Raw genomic sequence first — 18,789 nt, 5'->3', positions numbered from 1 at the left:
CGCGCCCTACCGGATATCGAGGATGGTCTGCATCGTCTCGCGCGCGATCTGGATCACGCGCCCCGACGCCGCATAGGCCTGCTGGAAGCGGATCAGGTCGACCGCCTCCGAATCGAGATTGACGCCGGTCGAGGTCGACAGCGCGGTCGCCGCGCCGTCGCGGATCGCGGTCTGGGCGTCGGCGATCGTGTTCTTCTGCTTGTAGGCGCTGGCGTTGCCGGTGACGAGCGTGGTCAGCGCGCCCTCGTACCCGCCGCTGGACCGCAGCGCATCGAGCGCATTGAGGTTCGACGCGTCGCGCACGCCGCCGCCGCGGCCCGCCGCGATCTGCGCACCGCCGGTGACGAGCGTGGAGATGCCGATGTCGGTCGGCGCGGCGCCGACCGCGAACAGGTCGATGCCGGTCGCGCCGGTCTGGTCCTTGCCCGCCTTCTGGTTGTCGTTGACCGCGGTGACGAATCCGGTCGCGACCGCGTTCAGCTCCTGCCGGATCGCCGCGACGCGCCCGGCGCCGTCGGTGATGCCGGCGAGCGTGCCGCCGTTGGGCGTGATCTGGGTCACCGTGCCGCGCACCGCGACGGTGAAGGCGACGCTGCCGGTGGTATCGCGCGCGTAGGACACGGTGCCGGTCGTCGTGCCCTGCACGAAGGCCGGGCCGGACGAGCCGCCGATGCTGACCGTCGCACGGCCGAGCGAGTCCATCCGCGTGTCGATGTCGACCAGTTCGCTCATCTGCGACAGGATGTTGTCGCGCTGGTCCATCAGCTGTGCCGCGGTGGTGCTGCCGGGCTGCGCGCGGCCGATGCCCTCGTTGATGCGGCCGAGCGAGCTGGCGAGCGAGGTGAGCCCCTGCGCCGCCTGGTGGCCGGCGGTGTCGATGTCGGCGTCGACCTGGTCGAACGCCTGTCCGGTCGCGGTGAAGGCGATTCCGGCGGAGGTCGCCGCGCCGAGCATGCCGGTGCGCAGCGCGGTCGAATCGGGTTCCGCCGCAAGGCTCTGCGCGGCGCCGAAGAAGGCGGTGACGCGCGCGGTCAGCTGGTTGCCGGTCAGCGCGGACTGGATGCGATCGAGCCAGTCGGCACCCTTGGTGGTGCGGCTGAGATCGCTCGTCGAGGCGCGCAGCGCCGCGGCGGAATAGACGTCGGTCGATCGCGCGACCCCGGACAGGTAGACGCCGCTGCCGCCGCCGAAACCGTTGGTGGAGCCGCTGCCCCCGGCGATCTCGTTCAGCGTCACCGCGCGTCGTGTATAGCCGACCGAGTTCACGTTGGCGATATTCTCGCCCACCGTGGATAGCGCGGTCTGGTACGCGCGGACGCCTGACGCGCCGATCGACAGCATGTCGCTCATTGCGGCGGATCTGCCTGAGACTCATTAAGATCGGATTGCGATTTGGCGAGGAAGTCGGTCATCGCCTTGCCGATGCCGAGCGGCGTCGATTCCGCCATGCTCTGCGACACCCGCGCATCCTGCATCTCGGTAAAGGTGTCGAGCGCCTTGGAATCGAACAGCGGGTCGGCCAGTTTCGCCTGCCGCATGCTCTTCAGCATCATGCCGGTGAACACCGCCTCGAACTGCTGGCCCGCCTTTTTCAGGTTGCCGGCGGTCTTGAGCCGCGACGTGTCGGACGCGATGCCGCCGACGGCCGGGATCGGGGCCGCACTCACAGGACGATCAACTCGGCCTTGAGGCTGCCGGCTTCCTTCAGCGCTTCGAGGATCGCGACCAGATCGGCCGGCGACGCGCCGATGGCGTTTACCGCCTTCACCACATCCGCCAGGCGCGGGCCGGGAGCGAGCAGGAACATCGGTTTCTTCTCCTCTTCGACCGACACGCTGGATTTCTTTTCCAACGCGGTCTGGCCTTGGCTGAACGGTGCCGGCTGGCTGATCCGCTGGTTCTCGTCGATGCGCACGGTCAGCTTGCCGTGCGTCACCGCGGCGGGGCCCACCCTCACCGCAGAACTGATAACGACCGTTCCGGTGCGCGCATTTACGATTACTTTCGCGGGCGGCTCGGCGGAGGTGACGTCGAGGTTCTCGATCGTCGACATCAGCGTCGCGCGCACGTCGGCGCCCTGCGGCGCACGGACCGCGATCGACACGCCGTCCAACGCCTGCGCGGTGCCGGAGCCGAGCCTGGCGTTGATCGCCTGCGCGACGCTCTGCGCGGTGGTGAAATCCGACCGGGCGAGGTTGAAGGTCAGCATCGGCGCCGAATCGAACCCGGTCGCGACGGCGCGCTCGACCGTCGCGCCTTCGGGGATGCGGCCGGTCGAGGGGACGTTGACGACGATCTTGGATCCGTCCGCGCCCTCCGCGCCGAGGCCGCCGACCGCGAGGTTGCCCTGCGCCATCGCATAGATCTGGTTGTCCGCGCCCAGCAGCGGGGTCAGCACCAGGCTGCCGCCGCGCAGGCTCTTCGCCTTGCCCATCGACGCGACGGTGATGTCGAGCCGCTGGCCGGGCTTGGCGAACGGGGGCAGTTCGGCGGTGATGAGCACCACAGCGGCGTTCTTCATCCCCGGATTGGCGCCGGGCGGCAGTTGCAGCCCGAAGCGCGAGGCGACCGCCTTCAGCGACTGCACGGTATATTCGAGATTGTCGTCGCCGGTGCCGGGCAGGCCGACGACGACGCCATAGCCGGTCAGCTGGTTCGAGCGGATGCCCTGAAACCCGCCGAGGTCCTTGATCCGGTCCGCGCGTGCGGGCGCGGCGAGGCACAGGGTGGCGATCAGCGCGGCGAGGAAGAGGCGGAACATGGTTGCGATTCCTGCACCGGAATTGGTTAGCGAAGGGTTATCGCCGTCGATCAGAACGGCGACACGACCGAGAAGAAGCGGCTGAGCCAGCCCTGCCGCCCGGCGCGGGCGACATCGCCCTTGCCGGTATAGGCGATCTGCGCGTCGGCGACGCGGGTCGACAGGACGCGATTGTCGGCGCCGACGTCGGCGGTGCGGACGATGCCCTTGATGCGGACGAACTCGTCGCCGCGGTTGAGCGTCACGCGCTTCTGGCCCTGCACCAGCATCGTGCCGTTGGGATAGACCTCCGCGACCGTCACCGACACCTCGCCCGACAGCGAATTGGCCTGGTCGGCCTGCCCCTGCCCGTTGAAGCTGCGCCCGCCGCTGACCGAGGCGTCGGTCGAATTGAACAGCGCCAGCGGCCCGGTGGTCGGCGGGGTGATGCTGCCGGTGCCCTTGGAATCGAGCTTGGAGCTGGACGATTTGGACGCCGCGGTGCGCTCGACCAGCACGATCGTCAGCGGATCGCCGACGCGGCGCGCGCGCCACCCTTCATACAGCGCGGCATAGCCGTCGCTCGCCTGGAAGATCGACCCGTTGGCAGGCGCCGGCGGCGGCGTCGCGGGCGCGCGGACGACGGTGAAGTCCTCGGGAGGGGCCTTCTTGCCAAAGATGCTGGCGTCCGCCTCGCCCGGCGTGAGCGCGGCGAGCAGCAGCAGGCTCGACGCCGCGGCCAGCGCGATCTCGGCCCAGTAACCGGCGACGAGCGCGCCGGGGCGGAAGTGTCGGGGTGCGGATGCCATCTTACAGGTTCTGGTTCACGTATTTCAGCATCTCGTCCGACGACGAGATCATCTTCGAATTCACTTCGTAGGCGCGCTGCGTCTCGATCATGTCGACGAGTTCCTCGACGACGTTGACGTTCGACGCCTCCAGATTGCCCTGGCGGATACGGCCGCGGCCGTCCTGACCGGCGATGCCCAGATTGGCCGCGCCGCTCGATCCGGTTTCCTTCAGGTAATTGTCGCCGGTCGATTGCAGCCCGGTCGGGTTGGGGAAGCTCGCGACCTGGATCTGGCCGATGTTGGTGCCCTCGGTCTGGCCGGGCACCTGTGCGGTGACGGTGCCGTCGGTGCCGATCGTCACCTGCGTCGCGTTGGCGGGCACGGTGATGCCGGGCATCACCTGATAGCCCTCCGACGTCACCAGCAGCCCTTCGGGGCTGCGGTTGAAATTGCCGGCGCGGGTGTAGCCCAGCTCGCCGCCGGGCAGCTGCACCTGGAAATAGCCGTCGCCGTCGAGCGCCAGGTCGAAGCTGTTGCCGGTCTGCGTCAGCGAGCCCTGCGTGTCGATGCGCGCGGTCCCCTGCACCTTCACGCCGGTGCCGAGGTTGAGGCCGGTCGCATATTTGGTCTCGGCGGTCGATTGCGCGCCCGGCGCGGTGATCGTCTGATAGGCCAGCGTCTCGAACGCGGCGCGGTCGCGCTTGAACCCCGTCGTGTTGACGTTGGCGAGGTTGTTCGAGATGACCCGCATGCGCGTATCCTGGGCGTCGAGCCCGGTACGCGCGATGTGCATGGCGGAGGAGGACATTCGTTTCTTCCCTTAGCTCGGCAGGCGCATCACGGATGTGCTGCTCTCGTCCATGTCCTTGGCCGATTTCATCAGATTGGCCTGGACCTCGTAACTGCGCTGGTTCTCGATCATGTCGACCAGCGCCTGCGTCATGTTGACGTTGGAGCCTTCCAGCGCGCCGCCCTGGACCCTGGCGTCCATGTTGGCGGGCAGGACGCCGCCGCCGCGCTCGCGCAGCAGGTTGTCGAGCCCCTTCACCGTGTTCGACCCCTTGGTGTCGACCAGCTTCAGCCGGTCGAGCACCTGCGGGTTCGCGGCGCTGCCGCCCTGCGGCACGATGCTGATCGTGCCGTCGGCGGCGATCGTCAGGCTGTCGTGCGGCGGGATCGTGATCGGGCCGGACTGGCCCTGCACGATGAAACCGTCGCCGGTCTGGAGCACGCCCGAGGGCGCAACCTCCAGGTCGCCGCGGCGGGTATAGGCCTCGCTGCCGTCACCGGCCTGCACCGCGAGCCAGTCGGTCGCGCCGCTGATCGCGACGTCGAGCGCGCGGCCCGTCGACTGGATCGCGCCGGGGGCGCGATCGGCGTCGGTGACTTCCTCGCTGGTCGGCATCCGCGCCTCGAGTTGCTGCCCGCCGCCCTTCAGCTCGATCCGGTCGAAGACGACGCGATCGGCGCGGAAGCCCGTGGTGGACGCGTTCGCCATGTTGTTGGCGATCGCCGCCTGCGCCTGCATGTGCGCACGCAGGCCCGTCGCCGCCGTATAGACCAGCTTGTCCATCTAAAGCCTCCGCGCGCCGCGATCGCTCAGTTGCGGATCTGGATGATGGTCTGCGAGACCTGGTTCGCGGTATCGAGCGCCTTCGAGTTCGCCTGGAAGTTGCGCTGCGCCGCGATCAGGTTGACCAGTTCTTCGGTGATGTCGACGTTCGACCCTTCGATCTGGCCCGACATCAGCGATCCGAAGCCGTCCGCGCTCGCCGAGCCCATCGTCGCCGATCCCGACAGGCCGGTCGCCGACCAATAGCTGTTGCCGATCTGCCGGAGGCCGGTCGGCGTCGAGAATTTGGCGAGCGCGACCTTGCCGAGCGGCACGATGTCGCCGTTCGAGAAGCTCGCCTGGATCAGGCCTTCCGAATTGACGGTGACGCCCGACAGCTGGCCGACGGCGACGCCGTCCTGGCTCTTGCTGTTGACCGCGAAGGCCGACGACAGCTGCGTCGAATTGGCGAGGCTGAGCGTCACGTCCTGCGGCGCGGCGCCCGACAGCGGGATGAACTGATCGTACTTGATCGGCGTCGTCGGGCTGGAGATCGCGCCCGTCGAGTTGAAGGTGATCGTGACCGGCGCGGTGCTCCCGCCAACCTCGAGCTGCTTGTCGCCGATGAAGGTGTACACCTTCCACGTGCTCGGCGTGTTGGTGGTCGCGTCGGGCAGCTTGTCGCGGACGTAATAGTTGGTCATCGTCATCGGATTGCCGTTGGCATCGTAGATCCGCGTCGCGACCGAGTTGTTGTAGGTCGTGGTGTCGGTGCGGTCGAACGCCACCGTCTTGACCGTCGAGGTGGCCGAGACGTTGATCGAGGTGGCGATGTCCTTGGTCGCCACCGGCGTACCGCTGGTCTGCTGGAGCTGGAGGTTGGTGAGGCCGTCCGCACCCGTCGCGGTGACGTTGCCGTCGCCGTCGACCGGATAGACCATCAGGAAGCTGCCCTGCGCGTCGACGACGTTGCGGCTCGCATCGACCGAGAAGGCACCGTTGCGGGTATAGGCGATCGCGTCGCTCGCGCCCGTCGTGCGCACGGTGAAGAACCCCTCGCCCATCACCGCGAGGTCGAGCGCGTTGGTCGTCCCCTGCAGATTGCCCTCGGCGAACTGCTGCGTCGTCGCCTTCACGACCACGCCCGACCCGACCATCTTGCGCGGATCGGTCGACACGCTCGACGCGATGACGTCGGAGAATTCGACGCGGCTCTTCTTGAAGCCGGTGGTCGAGACGTTGGCGAGGTTGTGCGAGATCGTGTTCATGTCGGTCTGCGAAGCCTGGAGACCGGAGAGCGAGGTGTAGAAGGACATCGGGTTACTCCTTGGAAACGGGTATCAGCGGGAAGAGGGAGGGATCAGGTGGCGGAGCGGACGTCGGACGGATCGACGTCGCCGATGCCGACCACCTTCAGCTTGGGCGCGCCGCTCGATGGCAGCGACACGGACTCGACCGGTGCCCAGACGAGCGTGCGGCTGGTCACCGTCTTGTCGCCGCTGGTCGCATAGGCGGTGACGGTGAACGGGCCGGCGCCGACCGAATTGCCCGAACCGTCCTTGCCGTCCCATTCGAAGGTCGTGGTGCCCTTGGCCTGCGCGCCGAGCTGCAGCGAGCGGAGCGAGCCGCCCTGCGCGTCGGAGATCGAGACGGTGACCGAGGTCGCCGCATCGTCGAGCTCGACCGCGCCGTCGAGGCCGCCGGCGGAGCGCGGATAGGCAGTCGAGCCCTCGGTCAGCACGGTCTTGCCGACATAGCTCATCGCGTCGCTTGCGGTGGTCGATCCGAGCTTGGTCGCGACGCCGCTCAGCGTCTTGTTCATCTCGCTGATGCCGGCGACGGACGAGAATTGCGCCATCTGTGCCACCATCTGGGTGTTGTCCATCGGCGCGAACGGGTCCTGGTTCTTGAGCTGCGTCGTCAGCAGCGTCAGGAAATCGGACTGGTCGAGCGTCGTCTTGGTGCCCTTGGCCGTGGTCGACGCGCCGCTCGCGGTGCTGGTCGCGGCGGTGCTCTTGGCGCGGGTGATGCCGAGCTGGCTCAGCGTATTGTCGAAGGCGGAAGAGGTGGTGACCATGATTATCGGCCCAGCTTGAGGGTATCGATGGTGAGCTGCTTGGCAGTGTTCATCACCTCGACGTTGTTCTGGTAGGAGCGCGCGGTCTCCATCATGTCGACGAGCTCGCGGCTTTCATCGACGGCGGCCTGGTAGATATTGCCGTCCTTGTCCGCGAGCGGGTTGTTCGGGTCGTAGACCTTGGTCGGCGCCTCGCCGGCGGTGACGATCTTTTCGACGTCGACGGTGGCGAGGCCGCTGGCGGCGTCGAAGCTGGTGCGGAACACCGGCTTCATCGTCTTGTAGGCGCTCTCGGCGGAGCCGGTCGTGCCGCCGACGTTGGCGAGGTTCGACGCGGTCGTGTTCATCCGGATCAGCTGCGCGCTCATCGCGCGGCCGGCGACCTGGAAGACGTTCATCGGATCGGCCATCGCCTCACTCCCCCTTCAGCGCGCGGGTGATCTGGCCGATGCGCCCGTTGAGGAACGACAGCGTCGTCTGATACTGGACCGCATTCTCGGCGAAGGCGGTCTGTTCCTCGTTGAGCTCGACGGTGTTGCCGTCCATCGACGTCTGGAGCGGCACGCGATATTTGGTCGCGGCGGCGATCCCCCGATCGCCGCCGTTCCCATCGGCCTCCATCGACGCGAGCGCCGACTTGAAGTCGATGTCGCGCGCCTTGAACCCCGGCGTGGAGGCGTTGGCGATGTTCGATGCGAGCACGCCCATGCGCTGCGCGCGCACTTCCAGGGCGGACCCGTGAACTCCGAACAGGCTGTCTGCGGCCATTGGCCCGATCTCCGGCGCACCATTGCGCTGCCACGGACTAAGCAACCGCCGTGCCAGTTTTCCGATACGACCCCGGGCGATGCGATTTTTCCCGCTTTGCCGGGTGCGGCACGGCGGACGGCAACCGTCACGGCAAGCCATTGCCGCCCCCTTGCCGGCCGGCGGCAACTCCTGCCGCCGCATACTCCGGCGGGTTGATCGCCGCTTAACCACGCCGCGCGCCTCGCCGATGCCGAACCGACCGGTCGCCACCCCCGGCATGAAACTGGCCCGCGGCTTGCAATGCCTTGCGCATGTTGATCGCCCAGCTCTTCGACCCGGTCGCTCTCGCCATCGTCGGCGGCGGCACGATGCTTGCCACCGCGCTGCGGTCGCCCGCGCGCGATGCCGCCCGTGCGGTCGCGGCGCTGCGCATCCTGCCGCGCCGCCGCTTCCGCGCGGACGCACTGCTGGACCAGATCGCCGCGCAGGCGCGGATCGCCCGGCGCCACGGCATCGTCGCGCTCGACCGGTCGGTGATCGCCGACCCCGATGTCGCCGCCGCGATCGCCGCGATCGTCGACGGCGCCATCCCGCGCGAGGTGGAGGCGTTGCTCCGCTACCGGCGCCAGGCCCGGATCGAGCGCCACGTCGCCGCCGCCGAGGTCTGGTCCGCCGCCGCCGAGGCCGCGCCCGCGATGGGCATGGTCGGCACGCTCGTCGGCCTCGCCGGCATGTTCGCGCAGCTGACCGACCCCAAGGCGATCGGCGCCGCGATGGCGATCGCGCTGCTCGCGACGCTGTACGGCGCGCTGCTGGCGAACCTGATCCTGATGCCGGTCTGCCACCGCCTGCGCGCCGCCGGGCGCAGCGAGGCGTTCGAACGCGCGCGGATCGAGGGGCCGCTGGTCGCGCTCGCGCTGCGCGAAACGCCCCGCCACCATTTGCAGAGCGTCGCATGACAGACCCGACCGGATACCCCGACGCCGCGCCGTCCCGGCCGCTGTGGCTGGTGACGCTCGCCGATCTCGCGCTGCTGCTCGTCGGCTTCTTCGTGCTGTTGCAGGCGAGCGCACAGCCCGCCGCGGTGACCGCGGCGTTGCGCAGCAGCTTCGGCGGCACTGCCGAGGCGGCGGCGACGCAGGCGCAGGCGCCCGCCCCGCTGCCGATGATGGCCGCCGGCCTGTTCGATTTCGCGGCCGGCTCCGCCGTGCTGCCCGAGGCGCCGGCGACGACGGTCGCGTGGGCGCGCGATGCCGTCCGCGACCCGCGCGTCGCGCTGACCGTCACCGGCTCGACCGACGGCAGCGCCGCCGACGTCGATCCTGCGACCGGGAGCGCCGCCATTCTCGCCGCGGATCGCGCGCGCGCGCTCGCCGCGGCGCTCGCCGGCGTCAGTCGCCGCATCACCGTCACCACCGCATCGCGGCCCGGCCGCCGCGCCGCGATCGTCACGCTCGCCTTCGTCGGCGAACAGCCATCGGACCAGCATCCATGATCCTCCTCTCCCTGCTCCTCGCCGCCGCGCCTGCGGGCGGCGCCATCGCGTTCCAGGATACCGGCGGCCTCGACCGCGCGGTCGCCGCCTTCACCAGCCGCCCGATCGGGGCGGAGGGCGGGGCGCGGACCGCGATCGATCCCCGGTTGCGGCTGGCGCAATGCGCCACCGTCGCGCTCGCGTGGCGGACGGATGCACACGATGCGGTGGTCGTGTCCTGTTCGGGTCCCGACTGGCGCATCTTCGTGCCCGTCATCCGCCCCGCCGCCGCGCCGCCGCCGATTGCCGCCGCCCGCCCCGCGGCGGTCGTCTCCGCAAAGGCCGAACCGGTGATACGGCGGGGCGATCCGGTGGTGATCGAGGCGGGCTCACCCGGCTTTTCGATTAGCCGCGAGGGCGTCGCGCTGGGTGACGCGCCGCCGGGCGGCCGCTTCCTCGTCAAGGTGGAGGACACCCGCAACCCGGTCCAGGCGATTGCGGTCGAGGCAGGGCGTGCGACGCTGCCCGGCTGGGTCGACTGAAGCCCCTGCCACCGCTCGAATCTTTTTCTCTAAAGTCAATCGCAAGGCGGCCGTTTACCCCCATGTCAGGCAACACAGATAGGTGCGGACATGGTGGACTCGATCGGCTCAACGCCGCTGAACGGAAGCGGAAGCGTTTCGCGCATCGCCGCACCCGCGGCCGCGCCGTCGGTGCAGCCTGCGCTGCAACAGGCGGCGCAACGGGCGCCCGCACCGGCTGCGACGACGCAACTCAGCAACCTCGCCAGGGCGCTTGCCGCCGAACCGCCGGTCGACAGCGACCGCGTCGGCGAGATCAAGAAGGCCATCCAGAACGGATCCTTTCCCATCCTGCCGGCGACGATCGCCGACCGGCTCCTTGCACTCCGGCTGAACTGGGACGGTCATGAAGCGGCGTGAGGCCCTGATCCGCGTCATCGACGCGCTGCACGCGGAGATCGAGGCGCTGAAGAGCAACGACGTCGTCGCGCTGGAACGCGCGACGCAGGACAAGCTGGCCGGGATCGAACAGGTCGCCGCGCTCGGCACCGGCCCCGCAGGCGACGAGATCCGCGAACTGGCCGACGAGGCGAACCGGTTGAACGAGACCTGCCGGATCTACGTCAACCTGATGGCGGCAAATGTCCGCCGCCGCCTGCAAATCCTGACCGGCGATGCCGGCCACGGGTATCGCCCGACGTTGGTGTCCGCCTACGCCTGACCGGGCCGGGGGCCCGGGAACCGGCCGCCGCCCGTTTCACCGTCATCCCCGCGCAGGCGGGGATCCATATACGCTGACGCCCGCGGCCGAAGCGTCGCCCGCGCGTCTCGATTCCTGCCTTCGCGGGGATGTCAGCTTGGCGCGATAGGCGAGCAAGCATCTGGCACGGCTCTTGCTGAACACCCACTGACAACAGGGGTGTGCTTTTTCCGCGATGACCGTCAATCCGATCTCTGCCGGACGCGTCCAATCCGCGATCGCGCTTGCGAGCAGCAAGACCGGCGTGGATTTCGACTATCTGCTCGGCCAGGCCAAGCTGGAAAGCGGGCTCAACGCCAATGCGCGCGCGGGCACCTCGTCGGCGTCCGGCCTGTACCAGTTCGTCGAGCAGAGCTGGCTGGCGGTCGTCAAGAAGCACGGCGCCGAGCATGGCATGGCATGGGCCGCGAACAGCATCGGCCAGACCGCGGGCGGGCGCTACACCGTCGGCGACGGCGCGACCCGCTCGGCGATCCTCGCGCTGCGCAACGATCCCACCGCCGCCTCGCTGATGGCGGCCGAGCACGCCTCCGACAACAAGGGCGTGCTCGAGGGCGCGCTCGGCCGCACGACCAACGGCACCGACCTGTACATGGCGCATTTCCTGGGTCTGGGCGGCGCCAAGAAGTTCCTGTCTGCGATGCAAGACAACCCCGGCGCGACCGCGGCGTCGCTGTTCCCGCAGGCTGCGGGCGCCAACCGCTCGATCTTCTACGGCGCCAACGGCCAGCCGCGCTCGCTGTCCGCGATCTACCAGCGCTTCGCCGACAAGCTCGGCGCGGCATCGGACAGCGTCAACGAGACGCGCAGCGCCAACCTCGCCTTTGCGGCACAGGCGCTCGACGTGGACGGATCGACCGTCGTCACCGGCAGCAACGAAAGCGCGTCGGACGCGCTCGCTTGGGCGAACCAGGCGATGGGCCGGCTCAACACCGGCGGCGCGTCGGCGAACAGCCTGCTGCGGCCGTCCCCGAACAACGCCCGCCTCGCCTACATGATGCTCGCCAGCATGGGGGGCCGCTGACGTGAACAAGCTCCTCAGTCAGGGCCGCGGCGCCGCGCTGCCGCTCGCCATCCTGCTGCTGGTCGTCGTGATGGTGGTGCCGATCCCGGCCTTCCTGCTCGACATCTTTTTCGTCGCCAACATCGCGATCAGCCTCGCCGTGCTGATGGTGTCGCTGAACGCGCAGAAGCCGCTCGATTTCTCGTCCTTCCCGACGGTGCTGCTGTTCGCGACGCTGTTCCGTCTCGGCCTCAACGTCGCCTCGACGCGTATCGTGCTGGTCCACGGCCACGAGGGCGAAAGCGCGGCGGGCCACGTCATCGAGGCGTTCGGCACCTTCCTGATCGGCGGCGATTACGTCGTCGGCATCTTCGTCTTCGCGATCCTGATGATCATCAACCTGATCGTCGTCACCAAGGGCGCCGGCCGCGTGTCGGAAGTCTCCGCGCGCTTCACCCTCGACGCGCTGCCCGGCAAGCAGATGGCGATCGACGCCGACCTCAACGCCGGCCTCATCACGCCCGAGGATGCCAAGAAGCGCCGCGTCGAGGTCGCGACCGAAGCCGATTTCTACGGCTCGATGGACGGTTCGTCGAAATTCGTGAAGGGCGACGCGGTCGCCGCGATGCTGATCCTCGCCGCCAACGTCATCGGCGGTCTGATCCTCGGGCCGGTCAGCCACGGCATGACGATCGCCGCCGCGGCGAAGAGCTATATCCTGCTCGCGATCGGCGACGCGCTCGTCGCGCAGCTGCCCAGCCTGATGCTGTCGATCGCCGCCGCCGCGATCGTCACCCGCGTGTCGTCGGACAAGGACCTCGCCGGCCAGATCGGCGGCCAGTTCGGCTCCCCGCGCACCTGGACCCCGGTCGCGATCATCCTCGGCCTGCTCGGCCTGCTGCCGGGCATGCCGCATCTGGTGATCCTGACCACCGCCGCCATCGCCGGCTTCGCCGCCTGGAAGCTGCGCCAGATCGAACGCCGCCCGGTCGCCGCCGCGCTGCCCGCCGTCGCCGAGGAACCCGCCGACCCGTCGAAGATCGGCTGGGACGAGGTCACCGACGGCATGCAGGTCAATTTCGACATCGGCTACGGGCTGGTGCCGCTGGTTGATCCGCGCCGCGGCGCGCCGCTGATGGGCCGCATCACCGGGGTGCGCCGCCAGCTGAGCCGCGACCTCGGCTTCGTCGTGCCGCAATGCCGCGTGCGCGACGACATCAACCTCGCGCCCTACACCTATCGCATCCTCGTCAACGGCGTGGTGCTGGGCGAGGACCAGGTGTCGCCCGACGAGATGCTCGCGCTCGACACGGGGCAGGCCTATGGCCAGCTCGCCGGCAAGAAGGCGAAGGACCCGACCTTCGGGCTCGACGCGACCTGGATCCCCGCCGGCGACGCCGATGCGGCGACCGGCGCGGGCTTCCTCGTCGTCGATGCCGGCACCGTCATGGCGACGCACCTCAACCACCTGCTCGGCGCGAACGCGACCGAGCTGCTCGGCCCCGACGAGGTCCAGTCGCTGCTCGACGGGCTGAAGGAGCGCGCCGCGCACCTCGTCGCGTCGCTGACGCCCAACCCGTTGCCGCTCACCACCCTCACCCAGGTCCTGAAGGGCCTGCTCGCGGAGAACGTCCCGTTGAAGGAGTTCCGTCGTATCGCCCAGGCGATCTCGGTCGCCGCCACGCGCAGCGCCGACGCCGAGGAGATCATCGAGCTGATCCGGCCCGAACTGGGCCCGCTCATCATCCAGAAGCTGTGCGGCGTGCGCGAACCGCTGCGCGTGATGACGCTGGAGGGGCAGCTGGAAGGGCTGCTCGGCCAGGCCGCGCGCGCCGACACCTCGCGCCGCCACGTGATCGAGCCCGATCTCGGCCGGCGGATCGTCGATGCACTGCAGCAGGCCGCGCAACCGCTGATCGCCGAGGCCAAGCCCTTCGCGCTCGTCGTCCAGCCCGCGATCCGCATCGCGATCCGCAAGCTGGTCCGTACCGTCCTGCCCGACACCCCCGTCCTGTCGTTCTTCGAAGTGCCCGAGGAAAAGGCGGTCGAGGTCGTCGCGGTGATCGGCGGGTCGCAGCAACAGGCGCTGGCGGCATGAGCGCGGAACCGATGCAGGGCGCGTTCGCCGGCGCGCAGCCGGCCCCGGCGGCGCTGGTCCCGCAGGGTCCGCTCACCTATTCGCGCGCCTCTCGACCCGGCGGCGACCAGGAGGCGGTGATCCGGCAATATCTGCCGCTGGTCCGCCGCATCGCCTGGCACGTCCACGGATCGATGAGCACGATCGTCGACGTCGAGGACCTCGTCCAGATCGGCCTCGTCGCGCTGGTCGAGGCGGTCGGCCAGGCCGCCGAGCAAGGCGCGCAGTTCCGCGCCTACCTCCAGACCCGGCTGCGCGGCGCGATGATCGACGAATTGCGCCGACAGGCGACGACGACGCGTGGCGCGATGCGGCGGCGGCGGCAATATCATGCCGCGGTGGCGACGCTGACGGCAAGGACCGGCCGCGCGCCCGACGAGGCGGCGCTGGCGGGCGAGCTGGGCGTGACGATCGAACGGTTGCGCGCGGAATACGAGACGGCCGAGGCGGTGCGCTTCGAATCGATGGACGACGTCTATTCGGACGACCTGCCCTGGTTCGCCGACGACACCCCCGACGCCTTCGAACAGCTCGCCGACAGCGACCTGCGCGACACGCTGATCGCCGCGATCGGCGCACTACCCGAACGCGAGGCGCAGGTGATCCAGCTTTACTACGTCGAGGAACTGAACCTGGAGGAAATCGGCCAGGTGCTGGGCGTCGGCTCGGCCCGCGTCTGCCAGATCAAGGCCGCCGCGCACGGCCGGCTGAAGAAGGCGCTGGCGCGGAAGGTGTAGGGACCAATCAGGAGAAGCGCCGCCGGTCGAACGACTCATTCCGCCCCGGCACGGGGAGGGGAACCGCCCGGCGCAGCCGGGGGGTGGAGGGGCAGCGACGCGCGGTGGTCCTGCTTGGCTGCCCCTCCACCATTCGCTTGCGCGAACGGTCCCCCTCCCCTGCAAATGCAGGGGAGGAATTGCGGGGATCGCCCGCAACGTACATCTCTTACGCCGTCACCGCCTTCGATCGCGCGGCGAAGCTCTTGCGCAGCTTCTGGAGCTTCGGCGGGATCACCGCCATGCAATAGGGGTTCGCCCGGCCCGAGGTTTCCCAATAGTCCTGATGATAGCCCTCGGCGGGATACCAGTCCGTCATCGGCTCGATCGTGGTGACGATCGCCTTGGCCGACTCCGCCTGCGCCCGCTCGATCGCGGCCCGCATCTCGCCCGCCTGCGCATCGTCGGCGGGGAACATCGCCGAGCGATATTGCGTGCCGACGTCGTTGCCCTGGCGGTTCAGCTGCGTCGGGTCGTGCGTCGCGAAGAAGATGTCGAGCAGGTCGCCGAGCTGCAATTGCGCAGGATCGAAGCCGATGCGGATCGCCTCGGCGTGGCCGGTGTCGCCACCACACACCTGCTGGTAGGTCGGGTTCGGCACCGATCCGCCGATATAGCCGCTCTCGACGCTCTCGACGCCGATCACGTCCTTGAACACCGCCTCGGTGCACCAGAAGCATCCCCCGGCCAGTGTCACGTATTCGGTCATCTCATGTCTCCTTTGCTCCCCATGTAGGAAGGCGCTAGGGCGCACAAAAGGCGGGAGCGTAGCGGTGACGATGGACGGCAAGGTGATGGTGACCGGCGGGGCCGGCTATATCGGCAGCCACGCGGTGCTGGCGCTGCTCGATGCGGGCCACGATGTCGTCGTGCTCGACAATCTGGTGACCGGGTTCGACTGGGCGGTCGATCCGCGTGCGACGCTGGTGCGCGCCGACGTCGCCGACGATCATGCCGTCCGCGCCGCGATCCGCGACCACGACGTGCGCGCGATCATGCATTTCGCCGGATCGGTCGTCGTCCCCGAATCGGTCGCCGACCCGCTCAAATATTATCGCAACAACACCGCCGCGACGCGGGCGCTGCTGGAAAGCGCGGTGGTCGAGGGCGTCGCCCATTTCATCTTTTCCTCGACCGCGGCGACCTATGGATCGCCGGTGCGGGTGCCGGTGCAGGAGGGCGATCCGACGGTGCCAATCAACCCCTATGGCATGTCGAAGCTGATGACCGAGGCGATGCTGCGCGACGTCGCCGCGGCGCACCCGATCAACTATTGCGCGCTGCGCTATTTCAACGTCGCCGGCGCCGATCCGCAGGGGCGTTCGGGCCAGTCGACGGTCGGTGCGACCCACCTCATCAAGATCGCGGTCGAGGCGGCGACCGGCAAGCGCGAGGCGGTGTCGGTGTTCGGCACCGATTTCGACACGCCCGACGGCACCGGCGTGCGCGACTATATCCATGTCAGCGACCTCGCCGCGGCGCATGTCGCCGCGCTCGACCTGCTGATCGCCGAACCGACGCGCAGCCACACGCTCAACGCCGGCTACAACCGCGGCTTTTCGGTCAACGAGGTGCTCGATGCGGTCGACCGCGTCACCAATCTGACGATCCAGCGTCGCTACGAGGGGCGCCGTGCGGGCGATCCCGCCGCGCTGGTCGCGGACAACAGCGCGATCCTGGCGGCGCTGCCGTGGCGGCCCCGGCACGACGACCTCGACACGATCGTCCGCGACGCGCTGGCGTGGGAACGCAAGCTGGCGCTGCGCGACTAGCGTTCGCCGCCGATCGCGACGCGGGCCCGCGCGGTGGCGGTCCACCAGCCGAGCGCCCAGAGCGTGCCGAAGCTCCAGCCGGCCAGCACGTCGCTCGGCCAGTGGACGCCCAGGTAGACGCGGCTGCATCCGATCGCGCCGACCAGCAGCACCGCGACGACCAGCAGGTAGCGGCGCGCCACGCGGTCCGGCGTCACCTGCCCCGCCAGCGCGGCGAGCGTCAGATAGGCGACCGCGCTCGACGTCGCATGGCCGCTCGGGAAACTGTAGCCGCCGGCATCGACCAGATGTGGGACGAGGTCGGGGCGCGCGCGCAGCACCTGTCCCTTAACCAGGTCGACCGCCCAGCCGCCGGTCAGGCACGCCATCGCCGTCGCCGCCGCGGTCAGCCACAGCCGCTGCACCAGCAGGAACCCCGCGACGATCGCCACCACCAGCGTCAGCACGACGCCGCCGCCGAGCGCGGTGATGTCGGCGGCCGCCTTGGGCAGCCACGACGGCCCGCCCCATTGCCGCAGGCCGACGATGATCGCGCGATCGAACGCGAACGGATAGCGGCTGGTGGCGAAGGCACCGGCGAGCAGCACCGCCAGCCCCGCCGCGATCAGCGCCATGCCGACGAGCAGCGGCGGCAGGCGCCGGGCGCCGGCATGGAGGGTGTCTACCTGGTTCATCCGGCGGGCAACGCCCGGACGTGCGGCGGGGTGCCATCGCCCGCGTCGCGCCGCACGACTATTTTCGTCGCCGCGCATCCGATCGCGCCGGAGCACGTTTCCCCCGCCAGGGAGCCAGACATGATCCGTACGATTGCCGACCTCGACGCCATCCGCAACGACTGCCGCCGCATGGTGACCAAGCGCGCCGCCGTGTCCGCCGGGGTCGCGGTCGTGCCCATTCCCGGCGCCGATCTGGTCGCCGACGTCGGCCTGCTGTCCAAGCTGCTGCCCGCGATCAGCGAACGCTTCGGCCTGCGCGAGGATCAGGTGCGCAAGATGGATGCGACGCGCGCGCAACAGGTGCTGGCGATCGCGGGCACGCTCGGCAACAACGTCATCGGTCGCGCGGTCAGCAAGCGGGTGGTGATCGCGCTGCTGCGCCGGATGGGGGTGCGCGTCGCGACCGCGTCGGTCGCGCGCTACGTGCCGCTGATCGGATCGGCGGTCGCCGCGACGATCAGCTTCGGCGCGATGAAGCTCGCGGGCAACGCGCATATCGAGGATTGCTATGCGACCGCCAGGGCGCTGGCGGGCCTCGACGGCGCGGACCTGCCCGGCGCGGGTGGTTAGGGCATCCTCCGCGACTTTCGCACAACCTGTTGTTCCAACCGGCTTTCGCCGGCCGATGACACCTGCTTAAGGTCGCAGCATGCGTGACCTTCCGATCCCGTCGTCGTCCCCCGTATCCACCATCGCCCAGCCCGACGACCGCGAGGGGGGAGACGTGCGCCGGTCGGACATAGGCTGGGCGGATTTCCGGCGCCTCGCCCCGCCGACGCGGGCGTTCAACCACCTCATCGCCGGCCAGCATTTCGACGAGCGGTTCGGGCGCTGGCCGCTGCCGCCCGAACACCCCGACGCGCTCATCAACGACGTCATCTTCGCCGCGATGATCGAACCGCACTGGACACCGCTCCAGCTGGCGTTCGTCGACAAGGACACCGCCAAGGCGGAGGCGACGCGCCTTGCCCCGACGCTGCGCATGCCGGACACGCTGGCGGTGATCCCGATGGATGCGGTCGCATCCCCGGACGACCTGTTCGCGCGGCTGCGCCCCTTTGCGGGGATGCAGGCGGTGGCCAAGCCGTCGCAGGCGAGCGGCGCGGTGACCTTTCTGCGCGACCTGTCGTCGGCGGACGACGTGCGCCTGCTCCACCAGCTCGCCGCCACCGACTATTCGGGCGTGATGCGCGAGATGCAGTACCGCCTGCTGCCCGGCAAGGTGCTGGTCGAGGCGATGGTCCCGACCGCGACGCCGGCACCGCCCGACGACTACAAATTCCACTGCATCCGCGGCGAGCCGCTGGTCTGCCAGGTCGATCACGGCCGGTTCGGCAGGCCGTGGAGCCGCCTGCTGCGCCTGCCCGACTTCGCGCCGATGGATCCCGACGACGGGCTCGTGCCGCCCGGGAGCCTTCGCCTGCCGGCGCCCGACCGGATCGCCGCGATGATCGCCGCCGCCCGTGCGCTCGCCGCCCCGTTCGAATTCGTCCGCGTCGACCTCTACGACGGCGCCGACGGCATCTATTTCGGCGAGATGACGTTCACCCCCGCCGCGTCGCTGGGCATCGCGCCGTCGATCGAGGGCGACCACGCGCTCAACCCGACGCATCACGTCTACAGCGGAATCCTGATGCGTGCGCTGCGCCGCGCATGGGCCGCGGACGGGCATCGGGACGGTGCCGCGGTCGACGATCCGCAGCGCGTCGCCGCGGCCTGA

Annotated in this window: 23 protein-coding genes; 11 read left to right on the top strand and 12 right to left on the bottom strand. The window is 69.5% G+C overall.

From position 1 onward, the window contains the following. Positions 1-6 precede the first annotated feature (6 nt). The 10 genes from flgK to flgB are packed head-to-tail and all read right to left on the bottom strand — an operon-like array spanning position 7 to position 7,928. Complete coding sequence (gene flgK / locus LPN01_RS08830) at positions 7-1,350, bottom strand: flagellar hook-associated protein FlgK (RefSeq protein ID WP_262828008.1); 1,344 nt, start codon at positions 1,348-1,350, stop codon at positions 7-9. Further along, positions 1,347-1,667: a rod-binding protein gene (locus LPN01_RS08825; protein WP_262828007.1), complete on the bottom strand. Its 321-nt coding sequence runs from the start codon at positions 1,665-1,667 to the stop codon at positions 1,347-1,349. The genes flgK and LPN01_RS08825 overlap by 4 nt, the downstream gene beginning before the upstream one ends. Continuing rightward, complete coding sequence (locus LPN01_RS08820; protein WP_262828006.1) at positions 1,664-2,761, bottom strand: flagellar basal body P-ring protein FlgI; 1,098 nt, start codon at positions 2,759-2,761, stop codon at positions 1,664-1,666. Before LPN01_RS08820 ends, LPN01_RS08825 begins: the two co-directional genes overlap by 4 nt. 50 nt (positions 2,762-2,811) lie before the next feature. Beyond that, positions 2,812-3,549 carry a flagellar basal body L-ring protein FlgH gene (locus tag LPN01_RS08815; RefSeq protein WP_262828005.1) on the bottom strand — a complete coding sequence of 246 codons (738 nt, stop codon included), beginning with the start codon at positions 3,547-3,549 and terminating at the stop codon, positions 2,812-2,814. Position 3,550: 1 nt separating this feature from the next. Then, a complete protein-coding gene (flgG, locus tag LPN01_RS08810; protein ID WP_262828004.1) occupies positions 3,551-4,339 on the bottom strand; it encodes a flagellar basal-body rod protein FlgG in 789 nt (262 codons plus the stop codon). Between the two features lie 12 nt (positions 4,340-4,351). Then, entirely contained in the window at positions 4,352-5,104 is a 753-nt protein-coding gene (locus LPN01_RS08805) for a flagellar basal body rod protein FlgF (RefSeq protein WP_262828003.1), read from the bottom strand. A 26-nt stretch (positions 5,105-5,130) separates the two neighbouring features. Next, positions 5,131-6,399 carry a flagellar hook protein FlgE gene (locus tag LPN01_RS08800; RefSeq protein ID WP_262828002.1) on the bottom strand — a complete coding sequence of 423 codons (1,269 nt, stop codon included), beginning with the start codon at positions 6,397-6,399 and terminating at the stop codon, positions 5,131-5,133. Between the two features lie 44 nt (positions 6,400-6,443). Next, on the bottom strand, positions 6,444-7,160 hold the full coding sequence (locus LPN01_RS08795) for a flagellar hook assembly protein FlgD (RefSeq protein ID WP_262828001.1): 717 nt from the start codon (positions 7,158-7,160) through the stop codon (positions 6,444-6,446). Positions 7,161-7,162: 2 nt separating this feature from the next. Further along, positions 7,163-7,570: a flagellar basal body rod protein FlgC gene (gene flgC, locus LPN01_RS08790; RefSeq protein ID WP_262828000.1), complete on the bottom strand. Its 408-nt coding sequence runs from the start codon at positions 7,568-7,570 to the stop codon at positions 7,163-7,165. 4 nt (positions 7,571-7,574) lie between these two features. Next, entirely contained in the window at positions 7,575-7,928 is a 354-nt protein-coding gene (gene flgB / locus LPN01_RS08785; protein WP_262827999.1) for a flagellar basal body rod protein FlgB, read from the bottom strand. A gap of 293 nt (positions 7,929-8,221) precedes the next feature. Between flgB and LPN01_RS08780 the strand changes: the two genes are divergently transcribed. The 8 genes from LPN01_RS08780 (at position 8,222) to LPN01_RS08745 (ending at position 14,542) form a co-directional block, all read left to right on the top strand. Further along, complete coding sequence (locus LPN01_RS08780; protein ID WP_262827998.1) at positions 8,222-8,869, top strand: MotA/TolQ/ExbB proton channel family protein; 648 nt, start codon at positions 8,222-8,224, stop codon at positions 8,867-8,869. Beyond that, on the top strand, positions 8,866-9,405 hold the full coding sequence (locus tag LPN01_RS08775) for a hypothetical protein (RefSeq protein WP_262827997.1): 540 nt from the start codon (positions 8,866-8,868) through the stop codon (positions 9,403-9,405). The genes LPN01_RS08780 and LPN01_RS08775 overlap by 4 nt, the downstream gene beginning before the upstream one ends. Beyond that, a complete protein-coding gene (locus tag LPN01_RS08770; RefSeq protein WP_262827996.1) occupies positions 9,402-9,926 on the top strand; it encodes a flagella basal body P-ring formation protein FlgA in 525 nt (174 codons plus the stop codon). Before LPN01_RS08775 ends, LPN01_RS08770 begins: the two co-directional genes overlap by 4 nt. A 90-nt stretch (positions 9,927-10,016) precedes the next feature. After that, complete coding sequence (flgM, locus tag LPN01_RS08765; protein ID WP_262827995.1) at positions 10,017-10,325, top strand: flagellar biosynthesis anti-sigma factor FlgM; 309 nt, start codon at positions 10,017-10,019, stop codon at positions 10,323-10,325. Then, positions 10,312-10,626 (top strand): flagellar protein FlgN, encoded by a 315-nt coding sequence (locus LPN01_RS08760; RefSeq protein ID WP_262827994.1) that lies wholly within the window; start codon positions 10,312-10,314, stop codon positions 10,624-10,626. Before flgM ends, LPN01_RS08760 begins: the two co-directional genes overlap by 14 nt. A gap of 214 nt (positions 10,627-10,840) precedes the next feature. Beyond that, positions 10,841-11,689: a lytic transglycosylase domain-containing protein gene (locus tag LPN01_RS08755; protein WP_262827993.1), complete on the top strand. Its 849-nt coding sequence runs from the start codon at positions 10,841-10,843 to the stop codon at positions 11,687-11,689. A gap of 70 nt (positions 11,690-11,759) precedes the next feature. Beyond that, positions 11,760-13,766 carry a flagellar biosynthesis protein FlhA gene (flhA, locus tag LPN01_RS08750; RefSeq protein ID WP_410482821.1) on the top strand — a complete coding sequence of 669 codons (2,007 nt, stop codon included), beginning with the start codon at positions 11,760-11,762 and terminating at the stop codon, positions 13,764-13,766. Then, positions 13,763-14,542: a sigma-70 family RNA polymerase sigma factor gene (locus LPN01_RS08745; RefSeq protein WP_262827991.1), complete on the top strand. Its 780-nt coding sequence runs from the start codon at positions 13,763-13,765 to the stop codon at positions 14,540-14,542. Before flhA ends, LPN01_RS08745 begins: the two co-directional genes overlap by 4 nt. Positions 14,543-14,750: 208 nt before the next feature. Here LPN01_RS08745 and msrA read toward each other — a convergent pair whose 3' ends face one another. Beyond that, the gene (msrA, locus tag LPN01_RS08740) at positions 14,751-15,290 is read right to left on the bottom strand and encodes a peptide-methionine (S)-S-oxide reductase MsrA (protein WP_262827990.1); all 540 of its coding nucleotides are present in this window, start codon (positions 15,288-15,290) and stop codon (positions 14,751-14,753) included. A 70-nt stretch (positions 15,291-15,360) separates the two neighbouring features. On the opposite strand from msrA, the gene galE reads away from it, so the two are divergent. Then, the gene (gene galE, locus LPN01_RS08735; RefSeq protein ID WP_262828027.1) at positions 15,361-16,353 is read left to right on the top strand and encodes a UDP-glucose 4-epimerase GalE; all 993 of its coding nucleotides are present in this window, start codon (positions 15,361-15,363) and stop codon (positions 16,351-16,353) included. Here galE and LPN01_RS08730 read toward each other — a convergent pair. After that, positions 16,350-17,027, bottom strand: a complete 678-nt coding sequence (locus tag LPN01_RS08730) for a phosphatase PAP2 family protein (protein ID WP_262827989.1) — start codon at positions 17,025-17,027, stop codon at positions 16,350-16,352. The genes galE and LPN01_RS08730 overlap by 4 nt on opposite strands. 120 nt (positions 17,028-17,147) lie before the next feature. Here LPN01_RS08730 and LPN01_RS08725 point away from each other — a divergent pair, with 120 nt between their 5' ends. Next, positions 17,148-17,639, top strand: coding sequence for a hypothetical protein (locus LPN01_RS08725; protein ID WP_262827988.1), 492 nt, complete (start codon positions 17,148-17,150; stop codon positions 17,637-17,639). A gap of 79 nt (positions 17,640-17,718) precedes the next feature. Beyond that, complete coding sequence (locus LPN01_RS08720) at positions 17,719-18,789, top strand: ATP-grasp fold amidoligase family protein (protein WP_262827987.1); 1,071 nt, start codon at positions 17,719-17,721, stop codon at positions 18,787-18,789.

The organism is Sphingomonas sp. A2-49 (genome assembly GCF_025548555.1).
Lineage (GTDB): Bacteria > Pseudomonadota > Alphaproteobacteria > Sphingomonadales > Sphingomonadaceae > Sphingomonas.
This window is presented reverse-complemented; position numbering and strand designations above follow the sequence as displayed.